Origin of the sequence: Bradyrhizobium betae, from assembly GCF_008932115.1 — a bacterium.
Taxonomy (GTDB): domain Bacteria; phylum Pseudomonadota; class Alphaproteobacteria; order Rhizobiales; family Xanthobacteraceae; genus Bradyrhizobium; species Bradyrhizobium betae.
The window spans coordinates 6079673-6093560 of sequence record NZ_CP044543.1 but is presented as its reverse complement, the minus strand read 5'-3'; the positions used below and the strand labels follow the sequence as shown (position 1 = coordinate 6093560).

The window sequence follows — 13888 nt, the reverse complement described above, 5'->3', positions numbered from 1 at the left end:
GCACCGTCGAAGGGACGCTGCGCTGCGTCCGGGGCACGAGGCCGGAGTTTTCGCGCACAATTGCGTCATCCTCGTCATTGCGAGCGTCATCAGAATCTCGCCGCGGCGACAATGTCCATTCCGTCATCCTGAGGTGCGAGTGGCGCGATGCCAAGCATCGCGCCGGGAGCCTCGAAGGATGAACGGCCGAGATGCAGCCGGGCCGTCGCCCTTCGAGGCTCGCCCTGCGGCACGCCGCAGGTCGAGCACCTCAGGATGACGGTGACGGATTGGTGCTCGCGACAATGTTCGCCATCTGGTTTTCGATCACAGACACAGCTTCGCATCCTCGCGGCGTGTTTCGCCCGAGCTTTACATCTCGCGTCACCCTCAAATGAAAGAGGGCGCAGGGAAGACCGGGTGCCGGCCGGGCACCCACGGTCCACTGTGCGAAAGGTGGCAACAAGAATCTGCACAGCGGCATACAGGTGTAGCCAAAACATCCGGCCTTCCCTGCGCAGTGGCTTTACGGCTTATGTCGCGCTCTCCCCGGGGAGCGATGCACTCTTGCCCCCGTCGCCTTGCGACTGACGATGCGCGCGCCCGGTCGGGCCGCCACATCACCGCAACGCTTGACGCCAGCCTGCGGGCGCCAGGACCACACGATTTTGCCGTACGCAGATCACACCGGTCGTGCGTGCGATGTGCCTCGCTCACGGTTGCCCGCCCTGCGATCACCGTCGCACCGATGTGGCCCACGTCCACCGCCGTCCGGCCCGCGTTCGTGACGATCGCGATACGCCCCTCTTCCTTGGGCCGGGTCGAGGCGATGGATACGCCGTTTCCGAATTTCGGTAAAGTGGAATATTTTTGCCGACGCGCGTTGACCGATCGCTTGGGTGTTTTGCCCGTCGGGCAACACAACAGCTTGTGGCCAGACCTCACTCCGGCGGAAGGGTCCCCGCCTGCTCCCGGAGCGATTTCGGCGTGACGTCGTAGGCGGCGCGAAAGGCCCGGTAGAAGCTCGAGACATCGAGGAAGCCGCAGCGAAACGCGATGTCGGCAACCGACAGATCGGCGTGAGTGGGATCGAGCAGATAGACGCGCGCGCGCCGCAGCCGCGCAGCCATCACGATCTGCGAAAAGCTCTCGCCGGCCTTCGCCAGCATGTGCTGGACCGTGCGGGACGGCATGCCGAGCCGCCGCGCGACGCGCTCGAGGCTGACCTGGGTATCGCACGCCTGCTTGCTGATGGTCTGCCTGACGAAGGCGAGCCGGGCCCGATACACGGCCTCCTCGCCCTCCGCGCCCTGAACGCCGTCCCGAGCGCCGAGCCAGCGGCCTGTGAGCTTGATCAGGTGCTGCGTCGCCTCGGCAGCGCTGTCCGCTTCGAGCCCCGCCCCGTTCGCGATCAACAGGCGGGCATAGCCGGTGAGGAGCTGATAGTCGGCCCCGCTACAGTCGAGCGGACGACAGGCGAGGTCGACCGGAGACAGGCCCCACTCCCCGAAGATGGGGCTCGGCAGTTTCAAGCTGATGCAATGCCCGTTGCTCGGCGCAATGGCCTCCGTGCTGGCGTCCATCACGGCAAGCCCGGCCTGCCCCGGCTGAATATCGATCTCGCGCCCCAGTTGCCGGCCGATCTGAGCGGTCTGGCCGATGTTGAAGCTCAGATAGACGTGATCTTCGTCATCGCGGTTGATGTGCTTCCTGGTGCGAATGCCGACGAAGGACGAGCTGAACATCTCCCCGAGCGCGATGGTCTCGTTCACAAGAAATTTGTGCGTCCCGATGATGCGGGCGTCGCCCTCGGCGAACCCCATGTCGATACCGGTGACGATCTGCTCGAAACATTCGGCCCAGAGCCTGGCCCGGGCTTCCGGGTCGGCGATGCCGTCGAGCATGGTCGTATCGAACACCAGGCTTTGAAAGACCGACATCCAGCGCCTCGAAATTGCAATTCAAAAAGTCTCTCAGACGACGCCACGATCGGTTTTCGGCAACGATTTGCAATAGACGCAATTGGATTGCGTGCCAAGCGGTAGAGGCAGCCCGGCAGGAACAATAGAGTCGCTCGCAACAAATCGATGCGCTGCGGAGGCTTCGGCCCGACGCGGAGGAATCTCAACACGATGCAGCGGGACGAAATGCCTCTCCTGCGGGCACAGGCTGAAGCGATATGATGTTGGAGTGGGCAGGCCCCGAAACAAATTGTTTGCGTGAAGCGCGCCGGCTGCCGCTTCGTGCCACCCGAGGACGATTGAGCCTGGGCCGCCCGTGGTTATGTCTGGCAGCGACCCTCCTGCTGTCGATGCCCCTTCTTCTATCCGGCAGCCGAACCGCGGCGGCGCAATTCGTCTGCCAGAGCACCGGCGGGACCGGGGACGGTGCTTCCGCTGGCGGCGCAAGCGGCAACATGGCGTGCGGCGTCAACGCCAACGCCAATTCGTTCTCCGACGCTGCGAACATGGCGATCGGAAACGGGGCGAACGCCACCGGCTTCGCCACGTTCGGCGTGGGCGTCCTCCACAACATCGCGATCGGGGGCGCGGATGCCACGGGGGTGGCCGCCGCCGCGAACGCAAGCGGCAGCGGCGGCAACAATCTCGCGGTGGGATCGGGCAGCAGCGCGGCCGGCAATGTCTCGGCGAACGTGGCCCTCGGCTTCGGCGCACAGGCAGCCGCCTCCGCGTTCGGTCAGAACGTCGCCATCGGCGGAGCCGGCTTGCTGGCGGGCGCTGCGAACGCGTCAGGAACGATCGCATCCAACATCGCACTCGGAAGCGGCTCATCCGCAACCGGCAATGGCAGCTTTGGGTCCACCGGCGGATTCGTACCGACCGGCAATGCGGCCATCGGCCTCAACGCGAGCGCCAACGGCAATGGCGCGTACAACAGCGCCATGGGAACGGGCGCCAATGCGAACGGCAACGGCAGCGCCAACGTCGCCTTCGGCAACAACGCCAATGCGAGCGGCGACAACACGTCGAACACGGCGGTCGGAAGCGGCGCGACGGCGACGGGCTCGAATTCGGCCGCATTCGGCGGTGGCGCCCAGGCGCTCGGCAGCCAGAGCACCGCCGTCGGCGTGAACAATACCGCCAACGGAGGCAACACCAGTGCGGTCGGCTCCAACAACACCGTCACCGGCAACAACAGCGGCGCGTTCGGCACCGGGCAGACCGTCAACGGCAACGGCACGTTCTCCATCGGCGACCCCAACATCGTCAACGGCAATGGCAGCTTCGTGGCGGGTAACAACAACACGGTGAACGGGGCCAACGTCGCGGGCAACGGCGATAACATCCAGCTCGTCGGATCGAACAACAATGTCGCGAGCACGTCGAGCGCCGCCGGCTCCTCGGTGTTCGGTAGCGGCAACACCGTCAACGCGACCAACGCGATCGTCGTGGGCAACAACAGCACCGTCTCCGGCGCGTCCGCCATCGCGGTCGGCAACGGTACGGCCGTGGCCGGCGTCAACGCGATCGCGATGGGCAACGGCACCAGCGCCAATTTCGACAACTCGGTCGCGATCGGAAGCGGCGCGACCACCACGCGCGCCAACCAGGTCAGCGTCGGCACCGCCGGCAGCACCTACACGATGAGCGGCATCACCTCGGCCGCGAGCAAGGCCGCGCAGTCCGGGCCGACCCAGCTCGTGACCTCGGACGCGTCCGGCAACCTCGCGACGACGACGCTGGCCGGCCTCGGGCTTGCATCGACAGCGGACATCAACGGGATCAACGCCCAATTGGCGACGCTGAGCAACCGTGTCGACAGCCTGACGCGGGAAGCGCGCGGTGGCGTCGCGCTGGCGCTCGCGGCGTCCGGCCTGCAATTCGATCCCCGCCCCGGCAAACTGTCGGTCGCCGGCGGCTTCGGCAATTTCCAGGGGCAGTCCGGCCTCGCGGTCGGCGTCGGCTATTCCTACTCCGACGCCATGCGCTTCAATGCCGCGTTCACCGCCGCGCAGCAGGGCGCCGTCGGCGTGCGGGCCGGCGCGTCATGGACGTTGAATTGAAGCAAGGCTGAGTTTCGATATGTTGCTCTACGGTTACAGCATCGTCACGATCCGGCGGCTAGTCTCGCATCCCTGTTGTCAGGTGGGGTCATGATGATGCGCGTGCGGTTCGGCTCGCGTGTCAGGGGCAGACTCGAATGGTAAGGCGGGATTTGGCCGCGCGCATCGGCAAACGCCTTGGTTTCAAGCGCTTCGGCTTCGCTCTGGCCGTAGCCGTCGCCTTGTCGCCGTCCGTATCGCGCCAGGCCCTGGCCGAGGACGACAAGGCCGCGGCCAGGCCGCAGCAACCGCAACTGCCCGTCAGCGCCGAGCAGGCGCTGTATCTGATCCGCTCGACATTGCTGACGCTGAACGACGCCAACCGCTCCGGAAACTATTCCGTGCTGCGCGATCTCGCGGCGCCCGAGTTTCAGGCCAAGAACACCGCCGCCGATCTCGCGCTGGGTTTCACCGACCTGCGCCGGCGCAACTTCGACCTGTTCTCGGTGGCGCTGGCCGCACCGCAGCTCTCGACGCCGCCTTATCTCGATCCGAACAAGATGTTGCGGCTGACGGGATTCTTCCCCACCCGCCCGCTGCAGATCAATTTCGACCTGACGTTCCAGAACGTCGGCAACCAGTGGCGGCCGTTCGGCATTTCGGTCGCAACGCCGCAGGCGCCGGCGGAAACCGCTGTGGCACCCGCCCCCGCCCCGGCGAAAAAGAGCGCCGCCCAGAAGAATTGAGCGCATTCGAGCGGCGCGTGACCGGCCTTGCCCGAGCCCCCCGCCCGGCGGGTTTGCACCTCATGCCGTTCCGTTGGTATGGTTCGTGCGCGCGGCAGAGCCGACCACCCCCCTCCCATGACATGATGTTGAGAATGCCAGCCTCAAGACCCGACCGGATTCGCAAACTGCTCGCCGACCTCGTCGGCTTCGACACCATCAGCGACCGCACCAACCTGCCTTTGATCGCCCATATCGAAACCTATCTCACCGCGCTCGGCGTCAAGAGCGAGCGCATCGTCGACGAGACCGGACAGAAGGCCTCGCTGTGGGCCACGATCGGCCCCGAGGATCGTCCCGGGCTCGTATTGTCCGGCCATACCGACGTCGTCCCGGTCGTGGGCCAGGACTGGAGCCACGATCCGTTCAAGCTCGTCGAGCGCGACGGCAAGCTCTATGGCCGCGGCACCACCGACATGAAGGGTTTTGTCGCGGTGTGCCTTGCCATGGTGCCGGAGATGCTGGAGGCAAAGCTGGCAACGCCGATCCATCTCGCCATCTCCTATGACGAGGAAATCGGTTGCGTCGGCGTGCGCCCGATGCTGCGCGAGGTCGCCAAGAAACGCGTAAAACCACTCGGCGCCTTCATCGGCGAACCGACCGAGATGAAGGTCATCATCGGCCACAAGGGCAAGCACGGCGTGCGCGCGACATTCCATGGCCTCGCCAAACATTCCTCGATCGCCCCCGACGGCGTCAACGCGATCGAATACGCCGCCGAGCTGATCGTCGAGATCCGCCGCCGCGCCGTGAAGCTTGCCAGCGAAGCCGAGCGCAACAGCCTCTATGACGTTCCGCACTCGACACTGCTCACCAGCATCGTGCATGGCGGCGCGGCGCTGAACATCGTGCCCGACACCTGCACGGTGGATTTCGAATGCCGCGGCATCGGCATCACCGAGTCGCGCGAGGTCACGGATGCGATCGTGGCCTGGGCCAAGGCCGAGCTCGAGCCTGCGATGAAGGCGCAGCATCTGGAGTGCGGCATCGATTTCGAGGAGATCCTCGACTATCCCGCGCTCGACACCGCCGCCGACGCCGCGATCGTCACGCTCGCCAAGAGCCTTGCTGGCCGCAACGACCACGCCAAGGTCGCCTTCGGCACCGAGGCGAGCCTGTTTGCCAGCATGGCCGATGTGCCGTCGGTGGTGATCGGACCGGGCTCGATCGCGCAGGCGCATACGCCGGATGAGTTCGTGGCGATGGCTGAGCTGGAGAAATGCGCAGGCTTCGTGGAGAGGCTGATCGCGCATTGCGTGAAGGGGTAATCGGTGGTGCCGTAGGGTGGGCAAAGCGACGCGTGCCACCATTGTTACCATGATCGCGGAGAGATGGTGGGCACAGCGCTACGCGCTTTTGCCCGCCCTACGAGAGCTGGCGTAACCCGCATGAGCAGCGCGATATGCGGGACCGCTGTCCCAGGTGTCGCTGCGCTCCCCCGGGCTACGACGCTACACCGCGCCCGCCTTCTGCGCGTAGTCCCACGACGCCTTCGACAGCGGCACGGTGCGCTTGGCGGACTCCAGCGCCTTGGCGTTGGCAGCGGTGCCGTCGCGGACGCGGCCAGCGATGCCTTGCGTGATGCCCGCGAGGCGGAACAGGTTGTAAGCAAAATACCAGTTGAGATCAGGCACCGTCATCTTGGTGACGTTGCAATAGATCTGCGCGGCCTCTTCCACGCTCGGGATGTTGAGCGCCTTGAGGTCGGCACCATCAAGGCCCGGCATGATCCACTGCATCAGCAGATAGGTGAAGTCGGCCATGGGATCGCCGAGCGTCGACAGCTCCCAGTCCAGCACGGCCAGCACGCGCGGTTCCGTCGGATGGAAAATCATGTTGTCGAGGCGATAGTCGCCGTGGACGATCGAGACGCGCGCCTGTTCCGGCACCGTCTTCGGCAGCCATTCGGCGACCTTCTCGAACTCCGGAATGTGCTGGGTCTCGGACGCACGGTACTGCTTGGTCCAGCGGTCGATCTGCCGCGCGAAATAATTGCCGGGCTTGCCGAACTCGCCGAGCCCGATCGCGACGGGATCGTACATGTGGAGTTTCGCCAGCGTCTCGATCTTGCTGGTGAAGATCTTGCGGCGATCTTCCGGCGTCTGGCTGGGCAGCGTCGGATCCCAGAACACGCGGCCCTCTTCCATCGACATGATGTAGAAGGCGGCGCCGATGACGGCGTCATCCTGGCACAGCGCATAGGCGCGCGCGACCGGAAAGCCCTGCTTTCCGAGGGCTGCGATGACGCGATATTCGCGATCGACCGCATGCGCCGAGGGCAGCAACTTGCCGAACGGCTTGCGGCGCATCACGTAGGAACGCTTCGGCGTGTTCAGCCGATAGGTCGGGTTGGACTGGCCGCCCTTGAACTGGAGCACGACCAGCGGGCCCTCATAGCCTTCGACGTTGTCGCGCATCCAGGCTTCCAGGCGCAGCTCGTCGAAGCGATGACGCTCCTCGACCGGCTTGGTGCCCGAGAACTCTTCGTCTTTCCTGACGCCGTCAGCCACGGTGACGCTCCCTCTTCAGTCCTGACCATTTCAGGTCGAGCATGATCCTAATCGGTAACCGCTGGCGCACTTGCGTCAAGCGGTCATTCCGAATGGGATCATGCCCTGTCGTTTCTTCAAGTCGGGAACGTCGTATGACTCTCCCGCTTAATGCTTGGGAGAGTTGGCATACTTCCGAACCTCGAGCCTGGCAATGGCGCGATTGTGCACCTCGTCCGGACCATCGGCGAGCCGCAGCGTGCGGATGCCGGCGTAGTCCTTGGCCAGACCCGCTTCGTCCGAGACGCCGGCGCCGCCGAAAGCCTGGATCGCCTCGTCGATGATCTTCAGCGCCATGTTGGGTGCTGCGACCTTGATCATGGCGATCTCGGCCTGCGCCGTCTTGTTGCCGACCTTGTCCATCATGTCGGCGGCCTTCAGACACAGCAGACGCGTCATTTCGATGTTGGTGCGGGCCTCGCCGATGCGCTGCTCCCACACAGAGTGCTCGACGATCTTCTTGCCGAAGGCGGTGCGCGACATCAGACGCTTCACCATCTTCTCGAGCGCTTCCTCGGCCTTGCCGATGGTGCGCATGCAGTGATGGATGCGGCCGGGACCGAGACGGCCCTGCGCGATCTCGAAGCCGCGGCCCTCGCCGAGCAGGATGTTCTCCTTGGGCACGCGCACGTTCTCGAGCAGCACCTGGGCGTGGCCGTGCGGCGCGTCGTCGAAGCCGAACACCGGCAGCATCTTCTCGACCTTGATGCCGGGGGTGTCGAGCGGAACCAGGATCTGCGACTGCTGCTGGTGCTTGGCCGCCTTGAAATCGGTCTTGCCCATCAGGATCGCGATCTTGCAGCGGGGATCGCCGACGCCGGACGACCACCATTTGCGGCCGTTGATGACGTAATGATCGCCGTCGCGCGTGATGCTGGTCTCGATGTTGGTCGCATCCGACGAAGCGACCGCGGGTTCCGTCATCAGGAACGCCGAGCGGATCTCGCCGTCCATCAGCGGACGCAGCCATTTGCGCTTCTGCTCCTTGGAGCCGTAGCGCATGAACACTTCCATGTTGCCGGTGTCGGGCGCGGAGCAGTTGAACACTTCCGAGGCCCAGGAGATGTGGCCCATCTGCTCCGACAGCAGCGCGTATTCGAGATTGGTCAATCCCGCGCCGCGGAATTCATCGTCTTCATGCTCGTTCGGCGGCATGAACATGTTCCAGAGGCCTTCGGCCTTCGCCTTCTTCTTGAGGTCTTCCAGCACCGGGATGACCTTCCAGCGCTCGCCGGCCTTGTCCTGCTCGTTGTAGATCGGCACCGCCGGACGCACGTGCTTGGTCATGAACGACTGCACGCGGTCGAGCCATTCCTTCTGCTTGGTGGACAGATCGAAATCCATGGGACGCTCCTCGGTCTCTCTTTGCAAAGCTGTTTTGACCGGACTGTCCTCCCGCCGCGCGCGGCCCGCAAGCGCGAATGCCTCGATGCGCAAGCCTTGCGGACGCTTCGGAACCGGTTCGCGCGTTGCGAACGAGTCTCGATTGCGGATTGACTTCTCCGGCCTTCAAACGATAGTTTCATACAAGTGTTTGAATTGCAACTCCCCTCCCTGAGGGCATCGATGGCCAGCGATCATACGAGGTCTGCCATTCTCGCCGCCGCCGAACGGCTCTATGCCGATCGCGGCTTCGGCGACGTGACGCTGCGCGACATCGTCGCGGAGGCCAATGTCAACCTGGCTGCGGTGAACTATCATTTCGGCTCGAAGGACGAGCTGATCGCGGAATTGTTTGTCACCCGCTCGATCGCGACCAACCGCGAGCGCCTGCGCGAGTTGAAGGCGGCGGAAGAGCAAGGCGGTGGTCGCGCCCCGATCGAGGTGATCCTGCACGCGCTGGTCGGGCCGACCCTGCGCGGCTGTCTCGGCCCTGAGAACCAGCGCTCGACCGCGGCGCGCTTCATGATCCGCGCCTCGATCGAATCCGTGCCGCCGATCCGACGCATCAAGAACCGCGAGATCGACCATTTGCGGAAGTTCGCCGGCGCGATGCGGCGGGCCCTGCCCGACCGCAGCGACGTCGATATCTACTGGGGCCTCAACTTCGCGCTCGCCATGGCGCACCACACCATCCGCGAGAGCGAGCGGCTGATAAAACTGTCGGAAGGCAAATGCGACCTCGACGATGTCGAGGACGTCATCGCGCGCGTCGTCAGCGTGGCGACGATGGCGCTGACGGCCGGACGGGTCGAGACGAAGGCACCGTCACGGCTCGCTGCGCGCTAGCGCGACCGCCACGGCATCAAAAAACAACCCGGCCGAAGGCCGGGTTGAGTTGGCTTGAGCGATCGGCGAGATCAGTCGATCCGCGTGGCGCCGCCGAATTTGTAGCTGAAGCCGACCCGGCCGATGTCGTAATGCTGGCTGCGCGACCAGGATGCGCCGCACGGCCCTCCCTGACAATTCGCAGGAGCCAGATTGAACGTATCGGAAGCCGTTCCGACATCGACGTGCAGATATTCGGACCGCACGATCCAGTTCGGCGACAGCATCAACTCCGCGCCGACGCCGGCCACCCAGCCGGTCTTGACGCTGGAGAAAGTCGCCGTGGTCAGATTCCTGGTGCCAGAGTTGGCGCATCCGGCGACCCGGCAATCGGCGGTGATCGAATCGCGCGCATCCACGAACGCGACACCGCCGGTGCCGTAGACCAGGACGCGGTCGAAGGCATAGCCGAGACGCCCACGCACGGTTCCGATCCCTCTCGTCTCGCCCTGCAGCGTGAGGAAGCCTCTGCCGCTGTCGTCACTGCATGGGTCGCTCCCGATATCGGTCTGGCGACAGAACGAGTGCCTGGCCGACGCCCATTGCCAGTCGCCTTCCAGGCCCAGCACCAGATGCGAGATCTGCCAGTTGTAGCCGAGATGAACGCCGCCGATGGCCGACGACGTCGACGATGCCGGTGACGGCTGTGGGTTGTTGACAAATTCGGGGGTGTCGTCGTCCTGAAAGAAGTTCGAACGCCCGCCTGTCGTGGCTTTGACTCCGCCGATGTCGGCGCCGGCATAGAAGCCCGTCCAGTCCCAGACCGCGGCCGCTGCCGGGGCCTTGACATAACGCGGAGCGATATCCGCCGCGTGCGCACCGGCGAGGCCGAGGCAAAGCATGCCTGCCGCTGCAGCAGCCCCGGCAAGCTCTTTCAGGACAATCCGACAAGACATCTGCGGCCCTTCCATCCGTCGACCGCACAGTTTGCGAGTCGGTCACCGATGGATCAGGCTTAAGGGGAGCCCGCGCTGTCCGCGTCATTCGCTCGAATGACACAGCCCGTCTTGCTGCGCAGTGTTGCCAATCTGCAATACGCCTCGCCTCAGGCCATCGCGATGCAGTCGATCTCGACGTCGAAGGGGCCGAACCATTCCGGTGTGCAGACGAAGATGCGCGCCGGCGGATGATCCGGGAAGTAGCGCGCATAGACCGCGTTGAAGGCGGCAAAGTGCCTGGTCGAGGTGCAGTAGACGTTGCACTTCATGACATTGTCGAGGGAGGCGCCGGCCGTCTCAAGGCACAGCTTCATCTGCTCCATGACGATCTCGCTCTGCCGCTCGATCGGCATCCCGCCGATCTCGCCCGTCTCCGGATCGAATGGCGGCAGGCCTGCGACGAAGATCATGTTGCCGGCGCGCGTCACCGGCGAGGTCGGCGCCTTCGCGCGGTCGAGGAAGGACGAGATCGGTTCGACGCGGAGCGCTTCGCGTTTCATGGGTGACCACCTTCGGTTCAAACGAGACTGGCGCCGTGCTACATCATTATGTAGCGGGCATGCTTCGCTTTTGATCGAAGTGTGGTCGGGAGCGGGACTATGCCCGCTGCGGCATCTCCTCGGCCTCTTCCTTGGCGAGCAGCAGCAGCATCTCGATGCCCATGTCGCCTTCCTGCGGCGAGCGGATGAACTTTATTTCGTCGGCGCTTTGCCGCAGCGCGGCAATGATGGCGACAGCCTGATTGGCCGTGGCCGCCTCGGTCGCCAGAACTGCCTTCTGGTTCTTGGCCTGAAACCCGATCGTGTAGGACATTCGCTCTCTCCCGAACCCGGTGAAGAGATCGAATCTGACTCGCGCGCGAAGCGGAAGCCTGTATGTGTACGGACCGGGTTTATCTGGGGATTGCGCGCAAGCTTCACATAAGGCCGCGCGCGCGTCATGCTGACGTCACGATTTATTAAATGCCGATCAGCCAAGCCCCAGCATCGCGCGCGCCTCGGCCGCGGTGGCAACGCTCGCGCCCAAGCTCTTCAGAATACCTGCCGCATGCGCGACCAGCTCGGCGTTGCTCTTCGCCAGTACGCCCTTCGACATATAGAGATTGTCCTCCATGCCGACCCGGACATGGCCGCCGAGCAGCCAGGCCTGCGCCACCATCGGGAATTCGGCGCGGCCAATGCCGAAGCCGGACCAGATCGCGCCCGGCGGCAGCAGGCCGCGGGCATAGAACATCGTCTCGGGCGTCGCCGAGAAGCCGTATTTCACCCCGAGCACGAGCGAGAACAGGCCCGGGCCCTTCAGCGTGCCGTCGGCGAACAGGTCGCGCGCCAGGTGACAGTCGCCGGAATCGAACAGCTCGATTTCCGGCAGCACACCGGCCGCCTTCATCCGCTCCGCCATGATGCGAACGTTGCGCGGCGTGTTGATCACGACCTCGCCGCCGGAATTCATGGTGTTGAGATCGAGCGTGCAGATGTCAGGCTTGAGCAGCTCGATATGCTCGACGCGCTTTTCGGGTTGCAGCAGCGTGGTGCCGGGACCGGCGACGCGGGGGTCCTCGACCGAGGGAACGAAACGGCCGCCGGGGCCGGTCGTGAGATTGATGACCAGGCTCTTGTTGCGGGCGCGGATCAACTCCACCACCTCGCGGTAAAGGTCGATCGACATCGAGGGCCGCCCCGTGGCGGGATCGCGCACATGGATATGAGCGATGGCAGCGCCGGCTTCGGCGGCTTCCAGCGCGGAGGTTGCGATCTGTTCGGGCGAAATGGGGAGATACGGCGACTGCTCGGGCTTGGTCAGGTTGCCCGTGATGGCGCAGGTGATGATGGTCTTGCCGGTCATGCGATGTTCTCCTTGCCGACCAATTGACCTGTTACCCATGTCGCCGGTCTAGACTGTTACCTATGTAGCCGGTCAGGACCACCGAGCCACCCTCTCCCACAAGGGGAGAGGGAAAGCCCGGGCGCCGCTTCGTCGAGCTAGATGATGCCCTGCTTCTTCAGCTCTTCGATCTTCCCGGCATCATAGCCGAGCTTTCCGCCGAGCACTTCCTGCGTGTGCTCGCCGAGCAGCGGCGGCGCGCGGTAAGTCTCGATGGGGGTGCCCGAGAGAGTCAGCGCGTTGCGGATCAGCGACAGATCCGGCTCGAAGGGATGATCGACCTTCACCCGCATGCCGCGCGACTGGACGTGGGGATCGGCAAACACCTGCTCGAAATTGTTGATCGGGCCTGACGGCACGCCCGCCTCCTCCAGCTTCTCCAGCCAGTAGGCCACCGGCTGCTTCAGGAACAGGCCGGCGAAGATCGCCATGATCTCCTTGCCGTGCACGACGCGGTCGTTGTTCTTGACGAAGCGCGGATCGTTCGCGAGTTCCGGCTCGCCGAGGACCGCACAGGTCTTCCGAAATTGGCCGTCATTGCCGACCACCAGCATCAGTTCGCCGTCGGTGCAGCGGAACACGCCGGCCGGCATGCCGCCATTGCCCCAGGTGCCGCGGCGCGGCGGCGTCTTGCCGTTGACGAGAAAGATCTGCAGCCAGTGCGACAGCGACGCGATGACGGTATCGAACAGGCAGACGTCGATCTGCTGGCCCTGCCCGCCATTGACGTCGCGATGGTAGAGCGCCGACAGAATCCCGATCGAGGTGTTCATGCCGGTCATGTAGTCGACGATCGAGGGGCCGACCTTCATCGGGCCCTCGCCGGGCTCGCCGTCGATATGGCCGGTGACGCTCATCAGGCCGCCCATCGCCTGGAGGATGGCGTCATAGCCGGCACGCGGGGCGTAGGGGCCGGTCTGGCCGAAGCCGGTGACCGAGCAATAGATGATGCCGGGGTTGATCGCCTTGATGGTCTCGTAGTCGAGGCCGTAGCGCTTGAGATCGCCGACCTTGTAGTTCTCCATGAAGACGTCGGCGTCCTTGGCGAGCTCGCGGATGATCGCCTGCCCCTCGGGCTTGGCGATGTTGACGGTGACCGACTTCTTGTTGCGGTTGGCGCAGAGGTAGAACGAGTTGTTGTTGTTGGCCTTGCCCTCGGGGTCGGTCAGGTAAGGCGGGCCGAACGCGCGCGCGTCGTCGCCGGTGCCCGGCCGCTCGATCTTGATCACCTCCGCGCCGAGATCGCCCAGCATCTGGGCGGACAAGGGTCCGGCAAGCACGCGGGTAAGGTCAAGGATCTTGATGCCTGAGAGCGGCAAGGCCGACATGTCGATTTCCTCCGGGGAACTGGATCTTGGCGCGGCGGCTTTCGACCGTGACCGCGCACCTTGCGGATACACCATTTTGGAGTTCTGAGCACTGCACTCAGGACATACGACCCTCCCCCGCTCCGGCAGCGAATTTCCGCGCGGTGATATTGCC

Annotated in this window: 12 protein-coding genes; 4 read left to right on the top strand and 8 right to left on the bottom strand. The window is 64.6% G+C overall.

Going from position 1 to position 13888, the window contains the following annotated elements; genetic code table 11:
• Window positions 1-920: 920 nt before the first annotated feature.
• Window positions 921-1919 (bottom strand): AraC family transcriptional regulator, encoded by a 999-nt coding sequence (locus F8237_RS29235; protein WP_151649636.1) that lies wholly within the window; start codon window positions 1917-1919, stop codon window positions 921-923.
• Between the two features lie 371 nt (window positions 1920-2290).
• On the opposite strand from F8237_RS29235, the gene F8237_RS29230 reads away from it, so the two are divergent.
• From F8237_RS29230 to argE, 3 genes are all read left to right on the top strand, one after another.
• Window positions 2291-4003: a YadA family autotransporter adhesin gene (locus tag F8237_RS29230; protein ID WP_162006261.1), complete on the top strand. Its 1713-nt coding sequence runs from the start codon at window positions 2291-2293 to the stop codon at window positions 4001-4003.
• Between the two features lie 152 nt (window positions 4004-4155).
• Window positions 4156-4728: a hypothetical protein gene (locus tag F8237_RS29225; protein WP_244626008.1), complete on the top strand. Its 573-nt coding sequence runs from the start codon at window positions 4156-4158 to the stop codon at window positions 4726-4728.
• A gap of 134 nt (window positions 4729-4862) precedes the next feature.
• Window positions 4863-6035 carry an acetylornithine deacetylase gene (gene argE, locus F8237_RS29220; protein ID WP_151649634.1) on the top strand — a complete coding sequence of 391 codons (1173 nt, stop codon included), beginning with the start codon at window positions 4863-4865 and terminating at the stop codon, window positions 6033-6035.
• Window positions 6036-6218: 183 nt separating this feature from the next.
• On the opposite strand, the gene F8237_RS29215 is transcribed toward argE, so the two are convergent.
• Window positions 6219-7277 carry a phosphotransferase family protein gene (locus tag F8237_RS29215; RefSeq protein ID WP_151649633.1) on the bottom strand — a complete coding sequence of 353 codons (1059 nt, stop codon included), beginning with the start codon at window positions 7275-7277 and terminating at the stop codon, window positions 6219-6221.
• A gap of 147 nt (window positions 7278-7424) precedes the next feature.
• Entirely contained in the window at window positions 7425-8660 is a 1236-nt protein-coding gene (locus tag F8237_RS29210) for an acyl-CoA dehydrogenase family protein (RefSeq protein WP_151649632.1), read from the bottom strand.
• A gap of 222 nt (window positions 8661-8882) precedes the next feature.
• Here F8237_RS29210 and F8237_RS29205 point away from each other — a divergent pair, with 222 nt between their 5' ends.
• Window positions 8883-9545, top strand: a complete 663-nt coding sequence (locus tag F8237_RS29205; RefSeq protein WP_151649631.1) for a TetR/AcrR family transcriptional regulator — start codon at window positions 8883-8885, stop codon at window positions 9543-9545.
• 71 nt (window positions 9546-9616) lie between these two features.
• On the opposite strand, the gene F8237_RS29200 is transcribed toward F8237_RS29205, so the two are convergent.
• The 5 genes from F8237_RS29200 to F8237_RS29180 form a co-directional block, all read right to left on the bottom strand.
• Window positions 9617-10495 (bottom strand): outer membrane protein, encoded by an 879-nt coding sequence (locus F8237_RS29200; RefSeq protein ID WP_151649630.1) that lies wholly within the window; start codon window positions 10493-10495, stop codon window positions 9617-9619.
• Between the two features lie 134 nt (window positions 10496-10629).
• Entirely contained in the window at window positions 10630-11022 is a 393-nt protein-coding gene (locus F8237_RS29195; RefSeq protein ID WP_151649629.1) for a RidA family protein, read from the bottom strand.
• A gap of 97 nt (window positions 11023-11119) precedes the next feature.
• Window positions 11120-11335 (bottom strand): hypothetical protein, encoded by a 216-nt coding sequence (locus tag F8237_RS29190; protein ID WP_008141655.1) that lies wholly within the window; start codon window positions 11333-11335, stop codon window positions 11120-11122.
• Window positions 11336-11491: 156 nt separating this feature from the next.
• A complete protein-coding gene (locus tag F8237_RS29185) occupies window positions 11492-12367 on the bottom strand; it encodes a beta-keto acid cleavage family enzyme (RefSeq protein WP_151649628.1) in 876 nt (291 codons plus the stop codon).
• Window positions 12368-12504: 137 nt separating this feature from the next.
• Window positions 12505-13734, bottom strand: a complete 1230-nt coding sequence (locus tag F8237_RS29180; protein WP_151649627.1) for a CaiB/BaiF CoA transferase family protein — start codon at window positions 13732-13734, stop codon at window positions 12505-12507.
• Window positions 13735-13888: the final 154 nt, after the last annotated feature.